This window comes from Nostoc sp. (assembly GCF_036916985.1).
Taxonomy (GTDB): Bacteria; Cyanobacteriota; Cyanobacteriia; order Cyanobacteriales; family Nostocaceae; genus Nostoc.
In genome coordinates this window covers 50,683-69,733 of sequence record NZ_JBALFD010000014.1, presented here as the reverse complement: position 1 = coordinate 69,733, position 19,051 = coordinate 50,683, and the positions used below count along the sequence as shown (strand labels likewise).

Here is a 19,051-nt window from a genome sequence, read left to right as displayed (position 1 = left end):
GACCTCTCTCCTAAAAGGCTACGGTGTACACACAAGTCTTAAAATTCCCCCTAGTACTTGGTTTCGTCATCTAGCAATAGGATTGTGCGATCGCTCTGGAAGCCTGTCCGCAGCGAACGCAAGTGCGTGTCGTAGACGGATATGATTTTATTTGCAATTTAACCTAACTGTCTTAGTGCTGGGTCAGCCTAAAAAAACTTGTAAAACGAATCTTGACCCAAGATTTCCCACCAACACCCCACTCATCACTCCAATAGCCCACGTCAGCAGGGCTTTCGGCAATATAGAGAGAGAATCGATGGTTGCACAGATGGACTATGCCTCGCTTAAGAGAGCGATCGCTTGTGGGTTTATTAATGCTGAAGAGAGGAAAGTTGGCGACACATTTTGTAGTATAAAAGTAATCTAGCGAAAACTTTTATTCTTTCGTGACAAGCTTGTGCCAAATTTGACTTGATTACACTAAAAGGAGAGTGGCGATGAAAAAAGTAGCGGTGTTTGGTAATGCTGGAGGCGGCAAATCAACTCTAAGCGAGAGATTATCTCAAATCACTGGCTTGCCACTTTACGCCTTGGATAAGATTAAATATCAATCAGGAGGCACAGAGCTTCCACATGAAGACTATAAGCACGCCCATCAACAAATTTTAGTTACTGACCAATGGATTATTGATGGGTTTGGTTGCATGGAAACTCTCTGGCCAAGACTTGACGAGGCGGATACTCTAGTTTTTATTGATTTACCACTCTATGTGCATTTTTGGTGGGTAACTAAACGACTCATCACAGGTTACTTTCAACCGCCATCAGGCTGGCCCGAAAACAGCCCCATATTAAGGAGTTCTCTTAGTAGCTACCGCGTGCTTTGGTTATGTCACAAATATTTGACCCCAAAATATCGTGAGTTTATCGAGCAGGCTCAAAGCATCAAAAATGTTTATCACATTCGCTCGACTAAAGAAATTTCGCAATTTCTTGAATTAATTCATGCAGGGCACAAATGAGCGAAATCCTTCTTGTAGTGGATATGCAAAATGGTTTTATGCCTGAGAAATGCAGACATATTATTCCTACTGTCATTAAATTAATCGAGCATTTTTTGGCGACTGGTAAAATCGTTAGATTTACAAGATTTATCAATACTGCTGACAGTAATTATGTCAAACTAATTAATTGGTCGAAGTTGATATATGAACCAGAAACGATCATTATTGATGAACTTCAGCCAGATATAAATAATATTTTTGATAAACCTTATTACTCAGCATTTACAGAGAACTTTTCGAGTTTTATTTTAATTAATAAAAAATGCTCTAAGCCCTTTAACTTTAATTATAAAACCTGAATCCTTGCGGTGACATGAGCCAAAAATCATAAATCCCCTGTCAACACCCCTAGCCTAAAGTCTTAGGAATACCACGTCGTTGATAAAAGTTTGTGGTTGATTGACTTTTTTGGTTGATTACTTTGTCCTGGTGTCACAGACTCGATTGCAAGATTGATGGTAGTTTATCAAGAAAGGCAGAGGATATGAGGCTCAGTTGGAATACTGTCTTCTGCCATCAGTTGAGTGACCGTAGCGAACTTGGGTTTAAAATCCCGACTGAACTCTTGTTCAGTGCTGCCAAGTGTAGGAGGAATCTGAATCTCATAAAGACTTGTTCCTTCTGCCCTCTGCCTCCTTCAATTTTGCACAAACTCCTTGATCCCAATTGCGATACAAGCTATGACACTCAATTTATATTTACTCCGACATGGAGAAACTACTTTTAGTCAAAGTGGTAATTTCTGCGGTGAAACTGATGCCCAGTTGACAACAGAGGGGATGCAGATGGCATCCGGTTTTGCCGATGTTTATCAAAGCTTGTTGTGGGAGGCTGTTTATGTTAGCCCGATGAAGCGCACAATTGCAACTGCCAAGCCATTTTGTGATGCTATCGGTATGGATATGCAGTTGCGTGACGGGCTAAGAGAAGGTAGTTACGGCAAATGGGAAACTAAGAGTAAATCGTTTGCTCAAGAGAATTACGCAGAAAACTATGTAAAATGGTTGACGGAACCCGCTTGGAATGCACCATTAGGTGGAGAAACTGCGGTAGATATTGCTAACCGTTCTATGCCTGTAATTGCTGAAATTCAAGAAAAACACCCCGAAGGTAATGTTTTAGTAGTTTCTCATAAAGCCACGATTCGGATTATGCTTTGCAGTTTACTGGGAATTGATTTAGGACGCTATCGCTATCGGGTGAATATTTTGGTCGCGTCGGTAAGTATGGTTAAATTTGACGTTAATGGCCCCTTGTTAGAAATATTAGGCGATCGCCATCATATACCCGATAGTATTCGCTCTCGTCCGGGAACATAATAGGGTAGCAACGTGAAAAAGTGAAATCATACTGAAATGGGCTATTTTTGAGCAGGGGGAGTAAAGAGAAAATTTTAGTAATTTTCGCTACTGTAATAGCCCGGAATACACTTATTTTTTGTCTCCCCCTGCCTCCCCTGCTTCTCCTGCTCACTATTAGAGCATTGCTCCCATTTCACCCTATCTTACAGGAGATAGGGGAATGGGAATGCGGGGCGATCGCAGAGCGAGTAAAAATTCAAATTTTAGTGATGAAGACGAGCTTGGCGCTCACGCAATTCACGAGCTTTTTGTTCACGAGCTTGGCGTTCACGTAATTCACGGGCTTTTTGTTCACGAGCTTGGCGTTCACGTAATTCACGAGCCTTTTGTTCACGAACCTGCTGTTCATGCAATTGACGCTCACGAATTAGTTTAGCGTTATTAAGAGCAATAGTATTAGTATTTAAATGATCATTGCGAAAATTCACAACAGAAGCATTAGCATGAGTTGAAAGAGCAGCAATTGAAACAGATGCTAATAAACCACCAAGAAGAATAGATTTTAAGCGATTCATATATCCTTTAATCCTTGTTTTCCTTAACTTGTATATTGCTAATATATTCTGCATAATCAAGAAAAGATATCTAGCAAATGTCACCACTTAAACATGACTAAAGTCACGTCGCTTCTCTACGAGACGCTGCGCGTAGCTTGCTTCCCCGCAGGGGTACGCTCCGAATTCAAAATTCAAAATTCAAAATTAATGATCCCCATAAATAAATTTAGGGGCTTGTAAACGGACTTCGTATTTCTTCTCCCAAGGGGAGACGCGAAACGCGATGCGTTGTGCCACGACGCTCGATGACTCGCTAACGCTGCGCTATCGTTATACATTTTTTTTGCTTCTCCATAAATAAATTTAGGGGCTTGTATCATGAGTCGTTTTCGGTCACTAAGCACCCTATGACTTCCCATTCCTAACTTCGAGTTTTTGACTTGGACAGATGCAATTGGTCTAGTGACGAAGTAAGTTACTCTCGTCTAAACCCAGATATAGAGCAGATGTTATCTACTATGTGGTTGGTGGTAGCACAACAAGCGTATCGAGGGAGAGCGATCGCTGTTTTCTGGGACAATTTTGCTACACAAGCGATAAATCCGGGTTAAGCATTGTGTAATTGATAGCAGATACCTTTGTTAAATGAAACCTGCTTGAATGAGCTATCCAGGTTGATAGTCGTCTCAGCCGTACCGAGAAACAGGTAGCCATCTGTTCTTAATTGCTGTTTTACCTTTCTCAGCAAGGCTTTCTTGGTCGCTATATCATAGTAGATTAAAACATTGCGTAAAAAGATCACGTCGATTTCAGGAAGGGATGACCAAGATTCCATCAGGTTGATCTGACGAAACTGAGTCATCTGGCGAATTTCGGACTTGATTTGCCAGTCACTATCTAGCCTCTGAAAGTACTTGTCACGGAGATTTTCAGATAGTCCACGGCTAATTTCAAGTTGGTTATAATGCCCTTTTTCGGCACGCGCTAATACCTTGGTAGAAAAATCACTAGCAATTAGCCTTATCGACCAATTGGTAAGTAAGGGAAAATGTTCACGAATTAGCATAGCGATGCTGTAGGGTTCTTGTCCATTAGAGCAAGCAGCACACCAAATGTTTAGCGATCGCTCAATGGCTCGTTTTTTGATTAACTCTGGTAGTATGTATTGTCTCAGTGCTTCAAAAGGATGATGATCTCGAAAGAATGAGGTTTCGTTAGTGACTAACGCCTCGATTGTCTGGATGTGAAGATTGTTAAAGGGTTGAGTCTTTAAATATCCCACCAGTTCAGAAATGAAAGTGAATCCTGCTGATTCTGCAATTGGCTGTAAATGTAGCTCCGCTAGGTAAATTTTATTAGCAGACAACACAACTGCTGAATGATCGCGAACTAATTGACGAAGATACTCAAAATCATCGGTGCTTACGCTCTTAGTCTGTTGCATTACAGACCTGAAATAGAAATTTTATGGTCACGAATTCGCCGCATAATTTCAGTTGCCATTTGGTCAAGGGTGACAACTTGATCGGCAAGTCCAGCATTAACCACAAAACTAGGCATCCCCCACACTACGCTACTAGCTTTGTCTTGTGCTAGCACTTGTCCACCCGCCTCGCGGATACACTTACAGCCATGTAACCCATCTTGCCCCATACCTGTAAGGATGACTGCGATCGCTCCGGCACCATAAACCTCTGCTACCGAGCGCAAGAGTACATCTACTGAAGGACGACAGGAATTTTCGCTCGGTGCTTGATGAGTCGCAAGTCGAACCACACCTTTGTCGCGTTGCACAACTAAATGAAAATCTCCCGGTGCAATCCAAGCTTGTCCAGGTTCTAATACCACTCCAGGAACCGCTTCATTGACTGGGATTTGACATTTAGAAGATAATCGTTCAGCTAATAGTTTCGTAAACATGGGGGGCATGTGTTGCACAATCAAGATGGGAACTGATAAATCGGCTGGAAGCTCTCTAAGCAATATACTTAGGGCATTAGGCCCTCCAGTAGAAACCCCAATTGCTATAACCTCTACCCGCTTGGGATTGGTGTAAAGGGGAAAAACAACTGGATGAACTGTGCTTGGTGTTGTCAATGGAGTCTTTTTTGCACCAAATACTTTGATTTTGGGAATTAAATCCGCTTGAATATGTTGATTTATCGCCTCTACACTTCCTAAGTTACTAGGTTTTGTGGCATAATCTGAAGCCCCTAAAGAGAGAGCTTCGAGGGTGGCGATCGCTCCAGTCCGTGTAGAGGTACTGAACATAATCACTGGTAGGTGAGGATAAATTTGTCGAATCGCGGACAGAGTTTGTAAACCATCCATTTCTGGCATTTCGATATCCAGGATCACAATATCAGGATTAACCTGGGGAATTTTGGCAAGAGCGATGCGACCGTTAGCAGCGACTCCTACCACTTCTAGTTCTGGATCGATAGACAAAATCTTACTGATTCGACTCCGAACTACTACCGCGTCATCAACAACTAGTATTCGGATTTTGGGCATTGGGGATTGGGGATTGGGGATTGGGGATTGGGGACTGGGGATTGGGAATTGGGGATTGGGGACAGTGAAAAAACTAATATATGAACTGGCTAACAACTTTCTGCAAATCTACTGCCATGCGCGATAATTCTGTGGCTGCTTGTAACGTATTACTCGTGCCAATCGTTGTACTTTGAGTATTCAATGCCACAATTGCGATATTTTTAGCAATATCAGATGTTCCTTTGGCTGCCTCAGCAATATTGCGGCTAATTTCATTTGTAGTTGCTGTTTGTTCTTCAATAGCGCTAGCGATCGTGCTTTGAAAGTCGTTGATTTGATTGATAATATCAGTAATCTGAGTTATGGCTTGAACGGCAGCTTTTGTATCTGTCTGAATCGCTTCTATGCGCTGGCTAATATCTTCAGTGGCATTTGCTGTTTGTTTGGCTAATTCTTTCACCTCGTTTGCCACTACAGCAAATCCTCTACCGGCATCTCCGGCTCTTGCTGCCTCAATTGTAGCATTGAGCGCCAGCAAGTTTGTTTGTCCAGCGATCGCCGTAATAACTTTAATTACTTTGCCAATTTCAATGCTGCTTTGACCCAGTTTATTAATTGTTTCATTGGTGCGGTCAGCAGTTTTAACTGCTTGAGTCGTGACTTTTGCCCCTTCCATGACGGTCTTAGCAATTTCTTGAATGCTGGCATTCATCTGCTCTACCGCAGTCAAAATTGTACTGCTATTCTGGCTCACCTGTTCGGCGGAGCTAGATGCCGAGGTTGCCTGTTCAGAAGTTTGTTCGGCGTTTTGGGTCATTTCTGTACTAACTGCGGTCAATTCTTCTGACGAAGAGGCAACTGCCGTTGCCACCTCTGCCATCTGTCTGATTGAAGACCTCAAGCTGCTAATCATCTGATTGGCATTATCTGTGAGTTGCTTAAAATCTCCCGCATTGCGTTCTTCAATTTGTTTGGCTAAATTTCCTTGGGCAACGACAAGGGTTACTTCATTAATACTTTTGATCTGCTCTTTTAAATTTGTAGACATTTGGTTGAAGTTATCAAGCAATCCTTGCCAACTCCCCTCTGCTCCTTTGACAACGGCTTGAGAGCCGAGCTTCCCTTCAGTACCAATTTCGGCTGCCAAGCTAGAAACTTCTTGGGCAAAGTTCTGGTTGAAACTTACCAATTCATTAAAAACCAAGACAATTTCACCTAATTCATTATTCTCGGCAGTTAAACGGACGCTAAAATCACCATTTTTTACAGATTTCAGTGCTAATAGTAACGCTTGCAGTTGCTCTTTTGTGACACCATTATCAGCCGGAGAAGTTACACTATCTTCTGAAGAAGATTTAGAGTTGGCTGTTTTTGCAGCCCGATTCGTAGTCATTGCAAAGCGCTCCTCAATTACTCGTTAACGTGATTTATAAATTAACATTTAGAATTTTTTCGGCATCTAAAACTAGCAGAAATCCATCTGGGAGAGGGTAAGCCCCTGCTAGCATCCAACGCATTTTACCTTTTAAGGTTGTAGGTGGAAGTTGAAACGTGTTCTGTGGAAACTCTAAGACATCACCAACATTATCGACGAGCAAACTGACTACTTCATCCTCAAAACTTACAATAATATTAAATCCCTGGGCTTCATCTACAGGTTTTATATTTAATTGTGTCTGCGGCTCACTCATCTCTAATCGGCGTTGCAAATCGATTACAGTAATAATTTGTCCACGTAAATTAATTAAGCCACAGATATCTGGTGGGGCTAAAGGTATACGAGTTATTGTTTGTGGGCGAATCACTTCTTGAACGTGTAGGACGTTAATACCAAAATAAACTCCTTTGAGAAAAAATGTACAAATTTGTTGTTCAGTCATTAGCAATCAATTGCAGCAAATGAGGGTTAGCAATGCGAATTACAGCCTCAATGTCAAGGATTTCTGTAATTTTACCCTGAAATACAGCGCACAAAAGCACACCTGGTCTACTAGAGACACCTGTAATTGTCAGTGGTGCTTCTACAATGTCAAGAATCCGCTCAACTACTAGCGCCACGCTGAGTTCTGGGGAGGGGGAGACAATCACTATCTGGAGAGTTTCTGCAACAGTTGCCCTAATTTGCTCATCGAGGTCATTCTCATAATTATGGGAAAATACTTTGTGCAGGTCAATTAGCGGCAAAATTTTACCGTAAGACTGCACGACATAGTGATTCCCTACTTTCTCTACCGCAGAACAAAGAATCTCTTCGAGTCGAAAGGCAATGGCCAGGGGAATGCCCATACGAGCGCCTTCTGGCCCCTCAAACAATAATATTGTTTGGCGATCGCTAACTTGGTCTTGGTCTTTTCTGGCGTTTTCAATCAATAACTGCTGCTTTTGTGTTGCGGTTACACCAGATCGGTTTGCCAAACCAACAACATCAATAATTAATGTCACTGTGCCATCCCCTAGAATAGTGGCTCCGGCAAATAAAGATAGCGCCTTTAACTGTTTTCCTAGAGGTTTAAACATAATGTCTTGGATGTCTTCAATTGTGTCCACAACCAATCCAAATTGATAGTTATCAACTTGCACAATTACCAGACTGAACATTTCCAAGTTAGTATCACTATTGGGGATTTGTAATACTTGATTAAAATAAACTAATGGTACAAGAGTGTCCCGCAAGCGATATACAGGAACATCGTAAAACATCTCAATCTGACTAACTGCCTGTGCTTCTAGGCGTATTAGCTCTTGTATACTTGCTTGGGGAATGGCATAGCGATCGCCACCACTGCTGACAATTAATGCGGGAATAATTGCTAAGGTCAGGGGTATCTTAATTTTGAATGTCGTTCCTTGTCCTGGCTGGCTATGAATTTCAATCGTCCCGTTAATTTTATCAATATTATTCTTGACAATATCCATCCCAACTCCACGCCCAGAAAGGTTTGTCACCTGTTCTGAAGAAGAGAAGCCGGGTAAGAAAATTAAGTTTATGACTTCCGACTCACTCATGGACGCGGCTTCTACGGCGCTCACTAAGCCAAGTTGCTGCGATCGCTTTTTAAGTTTTTCTACATCTATCCCACGGCCATCATCGCCAATTTCAATATTGACTTTGCCGCTTTCATGAAAAGCTCTTAAAAATAGCCGTCCCACAGATGACTTTCCACAAGCAGTCCGTTCAGATGGGAACTCAATGCCATGATCTATACAGTTGCGTACTAAGTGAGTCAAGGGGTCTTTAATTGCTTCAATAATGCTTTTATCCAGTTCAGTATCTATCCCCTCCATGTCAACCTTAACTTGTTTACCGGAAGCGATCGCTAAATCGCGGGTGACGCGAGGAAACTTTTGACAAATAGTACTAATTGATTGCAGTCGAGTTTTCATAATCTCTTCCTGCAACTGGGATGTCAGAAGACTCAGGTGTTGGCAAGTAGCAGCAAAGCTACTATCCTTAAACTTTGTACTAAATCCGATCACCTGATTACGGGTTAAAACGAGTTCACCCACGAGGTTCATCACCTGATCTAGCAGGTTAACATTGACTCGGATCTGAGAAGATTCTGATGATGTCAAGGTTGAGACTTCAGGGAATTCATTATTGAGATACGTAGTATCGGCATTTACCTGTAAGTCTTGCGGATTAACAGCAGATGCGATCGTCGCCTGCTCAGTTGACTGTAATTGAGTTAAAGTCGTAATGAGTGCTGAATAATCGCGATCGCCCTCATGCCTTGTTGCTTCAATTTGGGACAGAATTTGCCGAATGCTGTCAAATATTTGCAATAACGTATTGATGATCGTGGGGGTAATTACTATCTGGCGATCGCGTAAAGATGAGAGCAAATTTTCTCCAGCATGAGCAAGTGATTCCAATTTGGGAAAAGGTAAAAACCCGCAGTTTCCTTTAATTGTGTGGAGTGAGCGATAAATGCGAGCTAGGGCTTCTCCTTGTTCTAATGTTTTCTCTAGAGAAATAATATCTTGTTCAATTTGATTTAGATTTTCATAGCTCTCAATGAGGAATGCTTCTATATCATCGTTAATTTCAGTTAACTCCATTGCCTTCTAAATTAAAAATTTATATCTTTTGTATTCATTCTAATTTAATTTTAAATCTCAGCAATCTACCGCTTTGAGATTATTTGAGATTATGTTTAGATTTTTAATGCTGAATAGTGTTATCTTAATGGTAAAGTAATAAATATGCAATGTCCTGGTTGCTATTCAACTCAAACTTTCAAAAATGGTTTTCGTAAAGGTAGACAATGTTACAAATGTAAACAATGTGGTCGTCAGTTTCTCGAATCTTACCAATTTGATGCTGCTAGTCCAACTATATGAGCCGGCGAGAAATCGAGCGGACAACTGATATTCACTATACGAAAATTTTGCATTGACTTTGTAAGTCCAGGCTTGGCTCCGATGAAATTTCAACAACTTAACTAAAGTTTAGTTACACCGTATATCATTAATTTATCAGGCGATGAATTATTTAGGAAATATCTTTAAGTGGATAAGCTAGGTTTAAATTATTTATTTGATGCTCAAGATTTTATTTAATTAATGATATCAGTTAACTGAGATAAATCAACACTTATTGAGGGAAAATCTAAAAGGGTAGAGATAATGACATTAGTTTTGATTATTGATGATGCAGCCTTTTCTCGCAGAATGATCCGTAAGTTTCTACAAGTTGATGGTTACGAAATTATAGAAGCAACTAATGGGCGTGAGGGATTAGAATTAGTTCACCAACGCAAACCCAATTGCGTATTAGCGGATCTACTCATGCCAGATATGAATGGGTTTGAATTTCTGCAAGCTCTACAAGATGAAAAATTAAAAATTCCTACAATTATCATCTCAGCTGATATCCAAGAAGGGGCGCGCAATCAAAGTTATAGTCTTGGGGCGATTAACTTTATTAATAAACCAGCAAAAGAAAATGAGCTGCGAAAGGCAGTCCAGCAAGTTATTAATACTAAGGAATGAGTTTTGATGAATGTAACAGCAGAAGAACTAGATGCACTACAAGAATTGATTAATATTGGAGTTGGTCGAGCCGCAAGTCTGCTGAATGAGATGGTAGACTCTCACATTGGCCTCAAAATTCCGTATGTGAAGGTATTAAGTACTACTGAAACTTATCAGGAATTAGCAACACGATTCCATGATGACAGCTTGGCATCTGTAAGGCTAGGCTTTACAGGTTCTTTTTCTGGTGCTGCGGGCTTGATTTTTCCTACTGACAGTGCATCATCACTAGTTGCAGTGCTTACAGGTGAAGAACCAGGTTCGCCCGATCTAGATGCGGTGAAAATTGGCACTCTGAGCGAAATTGGTAACATTGTGATCAACGGGGTAATGGGTTCCCTTAGTAATGTGCTAAAGCAGCATGTGAACTATACATTACCTATTTACTTAGAAGATACAATTGAAAACTTATTATTATCTACTTATGAAAGTGACTCCAAAATATTGCTAGCACAAGCTCGGTTCATCATTGAAGAGTTAGAAATTATTGGGGATATTATTTTAATCTTTCACGTAGGTACATTTGATGCGCTGATCAATGCAATTAATGATGAAATTGCAGTAATATGATAGATAAAACAATGAATATTATAGAACAAGCTAACGAAAGATTTAGCCTTTTAGATAAAATTCCTTTAGGAGCTTTTGTTCTACAGTCAGATTACATTGTTTTATTCTGGAACTGCTGCTTAGAGGAATGGACAAAAATTTCTAGAAATAAAATTTTAGGAACTTCTATTCATGAATATTTCCCTCATTTGAATCAGCCTCGTTATACTAGTCGCTTAGATCAAATTTTTCAAGGCGGGCCTCCCGCAATCTTTTCTTCTCAATTGCATAAATATGTTATTCCTATACCGTTATCTGAAAATAAATATCGCATTCAGCAGACAACTGTAACTGCTGTGCCTGCAACGGATGGAAATAGGTTTTATGCCCTTTTCTCAATTGAAGATTTTACAGATTTAACTTTTCGAGTTCAGGAATATAAAAACTTACGAGATCAAGCACTAGCAGTAGCGGAAGAACGCCAGAAAGCGCAACAAGCAGCTGAGGCAGCAAACCGCATCAAAGATGAATTTCTGGCAATTGTTTCTCATGAACTTCGTTCCCCTCTTAATCCAATTTTGGGTTGGGCAAAGCTACTGAAAAACCGCTCATTAAACGAAGCTACTACTGTGCGTGCCCTTGAGACAATCGAACGCAATGCTGTACTACAGGCTCAGTTGATTGAAGACCTATTAGATATATCCCGCATTCTTCGAGGCCAGCTAGCACTTAATTTAGAAACTGTTGATCTTGCTTTTATTATTGAAGCTGCTTTAGAGACAGTGCATTTGGCAGCAGAAGCAAAGTCTATTCAAATTAATCTTTATCTCGATATAGAAATTGGACAAGTTAAGGGTGATGGTAGTCGTCTTCAACAAGTTGTTTGGAATTTACTCTCTAACGCCATTAAATTCACTCCATCCGGTGGAAAAGTCAAAGTCTACTTAGAACAGATTGATTCTCAGATACAACTGAGAATCTGTGATACGGGTAAAGGTATTAATCCTGATTTTCTGCCACACGTATTCGAGTATTTTCGTCAGGCAGATAGTAGCACAAGCCGAAGTTCTGGCGGATTAGGACTTGGTTTAGCGATTGTGCGCCAACTTGTCGAGTTGCATGGTGGTAGAGTTTGGGCCCAAAGCCCAGGCGAAGGGCAAGGCGCGACATTTACAGTTTGCTTACCAGTGGTTCAACAGAGTCGGGAATTAAAAAGGGAAGATAAGAATATATCTGACGATTCCTATCTATTCTCTATGCTCCATGCTCCACTAAAAGGGATACGGTTATTAGTTGTGGATGATGATGCTGATACGCGCGAGTTTCTTGTTTTCCTATTGGAACAGCACGGAGCGATCGTGACGAGCGCAGCATCCGCTAGCGTTGCACTCGCTATTATAGCACAGTCAAAACCAGACCTGTTGTTGAGCGATCTGGGTATGCCAGAAGTTGATGGCTACACTTTAATCAAACAATTACGAGCAATGCCTGCTAATCAAGGTGGACAGATTCCCGCGATCGCCCTCACTGCTTACGCCGCAGAAACTACACAAAAACAGGTTTTAACCGCTGGATTTCAACTTCATATTACTAAACCAGCCGACCCCTCAAAACTAGTAGCTGCAATTGCAGCACTTGTTGAGAACTAACTGCTTAATCAAAAGCTTTTCTGGATGTATTGTTAAGATTAACGATTTATCGTAAATTAACGTGAGTTCGATGAACCTCTCCCTCCCAACCTCCCTCTCCGAAACGGAAAGAGAGGAGCAACGAAAAATTAAGCTTTTTGCTCCCCTCTCCGTGTCGGAGAGGGGCTGGGGGAGAGGTCAAATAAGACTTGTCGAACTCACGTTAAATTAAGGGGTTTAAGACCCCTACATCTAGATGTAGTACCCATTTCAATCGGGGTTTGTCTTGAGAAATCGCTCCACTTGGGCTTTGCCCAAGACCGCGTTTCTCGCTAAATCCCCGTCTGAAATGTCTTTAATTTTGAATTTTGTTAGCGCAGCGTTAGCGAGTCTTCTCCCAAAGGGAGACGCTAAGAGCGATAGCGCAGCGTTAGCGAGTCATCGAGCGTCACGAGCGTCATTTTGAATTTTGAATTGTTAATAGGTATTTGGTACTTGAGTTCGCTCAATGATTTGCTGTACTACGCCTTACTTATAAGGCGCTCAACTTGGACAAATACATCAGGAAAGGCTAGGGGTGAAATAGTACCTGTGGTTAATGTCATCTCGGTTTTGTATTCCCCATTTTTTAGGTCACGAAATACTTTTAACTGCGGAGTCTTCAGGTTCACAACCCAATATTCAACAATACCAGCCTCAGCATAAATGTCTTTTTTGTCACCTAAATCTTTGCTCAGGGTGGCTTTGGAAAATTCAATAACCCAGAAGATATTTTCTGGGTAAGGATGGTGTTCTAAATAGACCTCACCTAAAGGTTTGACAATCGCAACATCGGGAGCAGGTTCGGAATCGTTGGCTAAGGTAATGGGTTTGGCATCGCGGACTTTTACCCGTTCACCGAGTAGTGTGCGAAGATAATCAGCTGCTTCTGTGTTGTAGTAGGCGTGAGGTTCTCGTTCTGGGGGCATAACAATCAGGTCGCCGCGCAATAGTTCAATGGACTGGTCGTCAAAGATACCTGCCTCTATTGCTTGGTGATAACGTTTAATTGTCCATTTATAGGTAGTTACGGTCATAACCATTATTTAGCTTTTTTTCTACCAATTAGACATTCTTGTTTACTTTGATTTTAGAATGAAGTACTAGCTAGTTCATCAGACATTGTTACTTAATTACTTTATGTCTATTCAAGTCTATGGCATTCCAAACTGCGGCACTTGCAAAAAAGCTTTGACTTGGCTCCAACACAACAATATTGATTATCAGTTCATTAACACCAAAGAAACTCCGCCGACCCGTGAGCAGATCCAAAACTGGGTAAAGTCTTTGGGTTTTACTCCCATGCGAAATACCTCCGGTCAATCCTACCGCATTTTAGGAGATGATTTGAAAACTTGGACTGATGAACAGTGGATTGAGGCATTTGCTAACGATGCAATGCTACTCAAACGTCCGCTTTTTGTCAAAGATGGAACGGCTGTGCTAGTAGGCTTCAGGGATGAGAGAGTAGTTCGAGAAAAATTAGATTTAGCGTAAACCACTTGCCTCAAAGCCAAATCTATCATCAACTCCATATTCTTTCTCAATCAAACTCAACAGCTTCTCTTGCACAGCCGTCAGATAAGGTCGATTCAGTTTCCTCAACAACTGCAACAGCTAGAGTAGCTGTTGCAATCATTAACCGTTGATGATGGGAGGCATCAACTAGCACCCCCGTTGGTCTTTGTGCCAGAATTCCAGCAATGCTAGTGGTCGATAGAACAATACCTACTTGGGCTGGATTCCAATGACGATCTGCTGCTAAGAAAATTGCCAAGTAAGGTTCAAAAACATCTCGCACATCGCCCAAAGAAAGGTTGAGCCGATCCAAACTACGAATAGATGTGCTTTTAGAATTACCCAAGGAATGTTTATAACGACCAAAAAGCAGGTTATTAATCTTGCGTTTAAGTTTTTGCATAAATCTGCTTTGGTCTGATTTAGTTACTGTTAAGATATAACTCTTAACAAGATGTTATATTATTCATCTCATTCTTAAGACTGATTATTAGTAAAAAAATTAACTAAAATAGATGATTTAAGTATGATTTTCTAGTCTGAAATTTGACGTTAGCAAAAAGATATAAAAAATATGCCTTGATGAGTAAAGTTTTTAGTGAGTGCAGACAGACTTTAGTTTTTGATAGCTGATGTTCGGAGAGTTTTAATCAACACTAATCATACTGTGGGTAGAGCCAAAACAAATGAGAGAATATCCAAAATAGAGTTACAAATATTAATAATTTCCGATCGTGGATGAAATCTTGTGTAGCTGCTCCTGGAGATGGAAAAATGGTTTTTATGGAAAGTAAAGGCTTGCTCTTCGTTGCTGACTTTCCATCTGTACAGCAGGGTAAAGACTTTTCTCAAACTTTAGTCCAAATACCACCGTCACCGCATTGTGAAGTTTGTGTAATTGTTCCAGTTCGCAATGAAGCTCAGACGTTGGCAGCAACCCTTACTGCTCTGATACATCAAGTTGATTTAGAAGGACAGCTTTTAGATCCTAGACGCTACGAAATAATTTTGTTGGCAAATAATTGTAGCGATGATTCAGCAGCTATAGCCCGGAGTTTCGCCCAAAAACATCCAGATATAGCACTGCATGTAGTGGAAAAAACTCTGCCTCCGGCACTTGCCTATATTGGTCGAGTGCGTCAGATTTTAATGGATGAAGCATACCGCCGTTTGTGTAGCTTAGGACGCACAAGGGGGGTAATTGCTTCAACTGATGGAGACTCTCAGGTAAGCCCAACTTGGATTGCTGCCAATCTGTATGAAATTAACTGTGGTGCTGATGCTGTAGGTGGGCGAATTCTTGTTGAACGCGCTGGTCGTGCTAATCTACACCCTTATGCCAGAGCTTGCTATCTGCGTGAAGTCGGCTACCGCTATTTAATTACGGAATTAGAAACTTATCTTGATCCCGACCCCTATGATAGATTTCCTGGACATTATCAACACTATGGAGCAAGTTTGGCAGTAACAGCAGAAATGTATGCACTGGCGGGAGGCTTACCACCAGTGCGGACTCCTGAAGATGTAGCTTTTTACCGTGCCTTGGTACGGGTAAATGCCCGTTTTCGCCACAGTTCTCTAGTGCGAGTAGTAACTTCGGCCAGACAAATCGGACGTACAAATGTTGGTTTAGCAAATCAGCTGAATGAATGGATAGAAATGGGACGGCAACAGCAACCATTTGTAGTCGAGCCAGCAGGGGCTATCGAAACTCGTTTTGTTGCCCGCCACCAATTACGAGTGATGTGGTGGTGCGTTCTTGATGGCTATCAGCCAGATCGTAAGAGCGTCGTATCCTTGGCAGAGATGCTGGGAGTTTCAGTCCAATGGCTTCTGCAAAAATTGGCCCAACCTTATACCTTCGGTCAGTTGTTTGAACAAATCGAAGAACGCCAGCAGTCAGAACAAATTTGGGCTTCGCGCTGGAAATTTGTGGAAATTGAACAAGCAATTGGAGACTTGCGCTTGCGTCTTGAGAGTTTACGGCTCAGTTGCAGCAAACTCCACGGGAATTCGACCCTGGATGATTTGGAACCAACTAAAGAGCTTTACCCTACGAAAAGCCTAGAAAATGGGGGTCTTAAACCCTTGATCTAAGCGTGTCACAAAACAGCCGATCGCACAGAGCGCCGGCTGCTTATAAACCAGCCTGGAGGTTCCTGGTTATCTTGCCAGACAACTGGAGGGCTACTGAAAGCCCACGCTGTACGCGATAGCGTCAGCGTCGGGTAGTTTACACTCGCTCGAATAAATCAAGTCGATATTCTTCATCCCGTTGACCTTTTAAATGCCGCAGTTTATTTGGGGTCAACTCAAAAAACGAGTCATGAACTTCATCCCCACTCAATGGATAATCACGGGCATAGAGTGTCCAATGAACTAAAAGTAGATGTCCTCCAGGTTCCAGGTGTTCTAGAATGTACTGCTGGGATTTTTTCAGGTCTTCCCAGCACCAGTAATAGCCAACTTCTGAGACTAGGGTCAAATCAAACATTTCATCAGGATATTGCTCTGGGACACGCATAATCTGGAACTTGATATTGGAGAGATGCTGACAGCGCTCTTTTGCCCTATCCTGCGCCAGTTTTGAGACATCAACTGAGAGCAGTGAGTCACAACGTTCTTGCAGTTTTTCAGTTAAAACGCCAATGGAACCACCGATTTCAAAGGCAGACCGATAGCGCTCTTTGGGTAAAGCTGCGATTGTGGCAGCATATTTGTTAGCTTCGTAAACACTTGTCTCAAACTTCCACGGGTCAGGATCTTCGCTGTAGAGTTTATCAAAGTAGCTGGGTGGTAGGGAATTAGATTCTAACGGGTTCATCGGTTTTCCTCTATATAAACTTCCCACGGATGACTGAAGTTTGCTAACATTTCGGGAGTTAGGCGAAAGCCCTCTGGGTCATCATCAATTAAGTCTGTAGTTTGGGAACGATAAGCAGCGATCGCTTGCTGTTTTAACTCCACCACCGTGTTAATATTCAACCGCCAGGTTGTCACTTCCAGAGATGCAGGCAGACTTTCACGTTGATCTGAGTCCCAATCCCAAATCGGATACTCAATCAATCGGGGGGATAAATGCAAGTCATCCAGCACTGCATGAATTAACTTCCACGTCCCTCGGTGGTCTGGGTGAGGGTCATATCGCCAGGGTAAAAAGATAATTTGTGGGGCGATTTCTGTGATGTAAGCACGACAACTAGCTATTGCACTTTGATACTGTGTTGAAATTGACCCATCCTGCATTCTACAGAAGGTGACATCATTAACCTCTACACCCAGCACTTTTAATGCTGATAGCGTTTCCGCTTCCCGCAGAGTTCGCAGTTTATTTGCGGGATATTTCTGGGAATGAGGGTGTGAAAGAGTACCATCACTGATGACTAACACTTGCACATGACAATTTAAAGATCGTAACAGAGCGATCGCACCCCCACAACCTAATGTCTCATCATCTGGATGGGGGGCAACGATTAGCGCCGAACTACAAGCGATCTCATCAACTGAACGCCAAGGCAAAACATTAGGATTGTCTAGTGGTAATTCAATCAAGCCGAATTTATTCATCATTCCAAAGGATTGAAGCCGGATTACTTTCATGCAAGACATATTGCCCGACATTTGCCAAGGCTGCATCAAAAGCCGGTTGACGCAGATATAGAGTCAAATCTCGGATAATGCGTTCCATCGGATTTGGTGGTAGTAAGCCGCGAGTTCCAACAGAACGTTGACACAAATGCATCACATCAATGCAAATTTGTTCAATTGCTGTCCTGACCATGTTTGCATAGGCGACGAGTTGGTTTGCTTGCGGGTGGGTAACTGTAGGATCGCCACCAAACACTGGCGCATAGGCTGATACTTGATCCGCAGCCCCCCGCAGCCAGAGATTACCACTTTCAATGGCGATCGCCATTCTGCCAAGCCGTTCCTGTTGATATGGATCGTTTGTATATTCCAACTTCTGGAGATACTGACGAGTTAGGTTAAACAGTGCTTCTGCCCCACCTAGCTGTACAGCAGCAAACCGAATCACCCCAACAGATAACCAAGGCTGTCGATAGTAATCTCCTGGCTGGCCGATTAAATAGCTCTGATCCAACTCGACACCGCTAAAATCCACTTTGTAACTAGCAGTAGCTCGCATCCCAGAAGGTTGCCACCAAGCGGGATCGCTAACTGTTGTCACTTCGTCCATTGGCACAATGCACATTTGCCAACCGCCCTCTGGCAATACTCCATTCACGAAAGGACGTTCAACATAGCCAGTACCAGTACAAAACGTTTTAGAACCTTCCAGCCGATAACGCCCATTCTCAATAGGAATTATCTTCACACCATCAGAGGCTTCAGCATTCCAAACGCCAAATATTTTCTGGCGATCGCGGGCATCATCAGCGTAGCTTGTGATTTGTTCTATAGAACCAAAGGTCTGAATCAGTTGTAGGGCGTTGATATGTCCTTCATAAATTCGCCCAACTGCCAGATTGCCATGCCCTATCTGCTTTAATAGCATTAAAAGCTCGTAGGTAACATTAGCATCAATTCCTGCACCCCATCCGCCTAATTCTTTCGCTAATGGTGCAGCCAACAACCCAGCCTTAGCAATTAGCTCAAACTCTTGCTTAGGAAAAGCAGTATTGCAATCTATTTCAGTGGCATTGTTTAAACAATAATCCGCAATTTCTGTGGCACGTTTTATATCCAGAGCAATGTTAGAACCATGCCATTTGGGGATGACGACATTCTTTAATAATTGGATGCTAATAGCCGACTCCTTTCTGTAATATTTCTTTATATCTTGTTAATAGTAATTAAATTAAATCGGTTAGCATCTCTATCTTTTGTATGATTCTATACTCAACAAAAGGGAGATTATTGTA

At 41.9% G+C, this 19,051-nt stretch carries 20 protein-coding genes; 9 read left to right on the top strand and 11 right to left on the bottom strand.

Going from position 1 to position 19,051, the window contains the following annotated elements:
• Window positions 1-479 precede the first annotated feature (479 nt).
• From V7L07_RS03900 to V7L07_RS03890, 3 genes are all read left to right on the top strand, one after another.
• Complete coding sequence (locus V7L07_RS03900; protein ID WP_335055245.1) at window positions 480-1,004, top strand: adenylate kinase; 525 nt, start codon at window positions 480-482, stop codon at window positions 1,002-1,004.
• Window positions 1,001-1,345 carry an isochorismatase family protein gene (locus tag V7L07_RS03895; RefSeq protein WP_335055243.1) on the top strand — a complete coding sequence of 115 codons (345 nt, stop codon included), beginning with the start codon at window positions 1,001-1,003 and terminating at the stop codon, window positions 1,343-1,345. The genes V7L07_RS03900 and V7L07_RS03895 overlap by 4 nt, the downstream gene beginning before the upstream one ends.
• A gap of 381 nt (window positions 1,346-1,726) precedes the next feature.
• Complete coding sequence (locus tag V7L07_RS03890; RefSeq protein WP_335055241.1) at window positions 1,727-2,365, top strand: histidine phosphatase family protein; 639 nt, start codon at window positions 1,727-1,729, stop codon at window positions 2,363-2,365.
• Between the two features lie 245 nt (window positions 2,366-2,610).
• On the opposite strand, the gene V7L07_RS03885 is transcribed toward V7L07_RS03890, so the two are convergent.
• From V7L07_RS03885 to V7L07_RS03860, 6 genes are all read right to left on the bottom strand, one after another.
• Complete coding sequence (locus V7L07_RS03885; RefSeq protein WP_335055239.1) at window positions 2,611-2,922, bottom strand: hypothetical protein; 312 nt, start codon at window positions 2,920-2,922, stop codon at window positions 2,611-2,613.
• A gap of 589 nt (window positions 2,923-3,511) precedes the next feature.
• Window positions 3,512-4,348, bottom strand: coding sequence for a CheR family methyltransferase (locus tag V7L07_RS03880; protein WP_335055238.1), 837 nt, complete (start codon window positions 4,346-4,348; stop codon window positions 3,512-3,514).
• Entirely contained in the window at window positions 4,348-5,418 is a 1,071-nt protein-coding gene (locus tag V7L07_RS03875) for a protein-glutamate methylesterase/protein-glutamine glutaminase (protein ID WP_335055237.1), read from the bottom strand. The genes V7L07_RS03880 and V7L07_RS03875 overlap by 1 nt, the downstream gene beginning before the upstream one ends.
• Before the next feature lie 73 nt (window positions 5,419-5,491).
• Entirely contained in the window at window positions 5,492-6,793 is a 1,302-nt protein-coding gene (locus tag V7L07_RS03870; protein ID WP_335055235.1) for a methyl-accepting chemotaxis protein, read from the bottom strand.
• 34 nt (window positions 6,794-6,827) lie between these two features.
• Window positions 6,828-7,280, bottom strand: coding sequence for a chemotaxis protein CheW (locus tag V7L07_RS03865; protein ID WP_335055233.1), 453 nt, complete (start codon window positions 7,278-7,280; stop codon window positions 6,828-6,830).
• Window positions 7,273-9,459 carry a chemotaxis protein CheA gene (locus V7L07_RS03860; protein ID WP_335055231.1) on the bottom strand — a complete coding sequence of 729 codons (2,187 nt, stop codon included), beginning with the start codon at window positions 9,457-9,459 and terminating at the stop codon, window positions 7,273-7,275. The genes V7L07_RS03865 and V7L07_RS03860 overlap by 8 nt, the downstream gene beginning before the upstream one ends.
• Window positions 9,460-9,603: 144 nt before the next feature.
• On the opposite strand from V7L07_RS03860, the gene V7L07_RS33410 reads away from it, so the two are divergent.
• From V7L07_RS33410 to V7L07_RS03845, 4 genes are all read left to right on the top strand, one after another.
• The gene (locus V7L07_RS33410; protein ID WP_442936004.1) at window positions 9,604-9,741 is read left to right on the top strand and encodes an IS1/IS1595 family N-terminal zinc-binding domain-containing protein; all 138 of its coding nucleotides are present in this window, start codon (window positions 9,604-9,606) and stop codon (window positions 9,739-9,741) included.
• A 285-nt stretch (window positions 9,742-10,026) separates the two neighbouring features.
• Window positions 10,027-10,392: a response regulator gene (locus V7L07_RS03855; protein ID WP_335055229.1), complete on the top strand. Its 366-nt coding sequence runs from the start codon at window positions 10,027-10,029 to the stop codon at window positions 10,390-10,392.
• 6 nt (window positions 10,393-10,398) lie between these two features.
• Window positions 10,399-11,004 carry a chemotaxis protein CheX gene (locus V7L07_RS03850; protein ID WP_335055226.1) on the top strand — a complete coding sequence of 202 codons (606 nt, stop codon included), beginning with the start codon at window positions 10,399-10,401 and terminating at the stop codon, window positions 11,002-11,004.
• A gap of 11 nt (window positions 11,005-11,015) precedes the next feature.
• Complete coding sequence (locus V7L07_RS03845) at window positions 11,016-12,632, top strand: hybrid sensor histidine kinase/response regulator (protein ID WP_335055224.1); 1,617 nt, start codon at window positions 11,016-11,018, stop codon at window positions 12,630-12,632.
• 500 nt (window positions 12,633-13,132) lie between these two features.
• Here the strand turns inward: V7L07_RS03845 and V7L07_RS03840 are convergent, their stop codons facing one another.
• Window positions 13,133-13,687: a Uma2 family endonuclease gene (locus V7L07_RS03840; protein WP_335055222.1), complete on the bottom strand. Its 555-nt coding sequence runs from the start codon at window positions 13,685-13,687 to the stop codon at window positions 13,133-13,135.
• A gap of 103 nt (window positions 13,688-13,790) precedes the next feature.
• Here V7L07_RS03840 and V7L07_RS03835 point away from each other — a divergent pair, with 103 nt between their 5' ends.
• Entirely contained in the window at window positions 13,791-14,147 is a 357-nt protein-coding gene (locus tag V7L07_RS03835; protein WP_335055220.1) for a Spx/MgsR family RNA polymerase-binding regulatory protein, read from the top strand.
• A 46-nt stretch (window positions 14,148-14,193) separates the two neighbouring features.
• Here V7L07_RS03835 and V7L07_RS03830 read toward each other — a convergent pair whose 3' ends face one another.
• Window positions 14,194-14,571 carry a hypothetical protein gene (locus V7L07_RS03830; protein WP_335055218.1) on the bottom strand — a complete coding sequence of 126 codons (378 nt, stop codon included), beginning with the start codon at window positions 14,569-14,571 and terminating at the stop codon, window positions 14,194-14,196.
• A gap of 371 nt (window positions 14,572-14,942) precedes the next feature.
• Between V7L07_RS03830 and V7L07_RS03825 the strand changes: the two genes are divergently transcribed.
• Window positions 14,943-16,265, top strand: a complete 1,323-nt coding sequence (locus V7L07_RS03825) for a glycosyltransferase family A protein (protein WP_335055216.1) — start codon at window positions 14,943-14,945, stop codon at window positions 16,263-16,265.
• A 136-nt stretch (window positions 16,266-16,401) separates the two neighbouring features.
• Here the strand turns inward: V7L07_RS03825 and V7L07_RS03820 are convergent, their stop codons facing one another.
• The 3 genes from V7L07_RS03820 to V7L07_RS03810 are packed head-to-tail and all read right to left on the bottom strand — an operon-like array spanning window position 16,402 to window position 18,852.
• Window positions 16,402-16,992 carry a class I SAM-dependent DNA methyltransferase gene (locus V7L07_RS03820; protein WP_335055214.1) on the bottom strand — a complete coding sequence of 197 codons (591 nt, stop codon included), beginning with the start codon at window positions 16,990-16,992 and terminating at the stop codon, window positions 16,402-16,404.
• Window positions 16,989-17,738 (bottom strand): PIG-L deacetylase family protein, encoded by a 750-nt coding sequence (locus V7L07_RS03815; RefSeq protein WP_335055212.1) that lies wholly within the window; start codon window positions 17,736-17,738, stop codon window positions 16,989-16,991. Before V7L07_RS03815 ends, V7L07_RS03820 begins: the two co-directional genes overlap by 4 nt.
• On the bottom strand, window positions 17,728-18,852 hold the full coding sequence (locus V7L07_RS03810) for an acyl-CoA dehydrogenase family protein (protein WP_335055533.1): 1,125 nt from the start codon (window positions 18,850-18,852) through the stop codon (window positions 17,728-17,730). Before V7L07_RS03810 ends, V7L07_RS03815 begins: the two co-directional genes overlap by 11 nt.
• Between the last annotated feature and the right edge of the window lie 199 nt (window positions 18,853-19,051).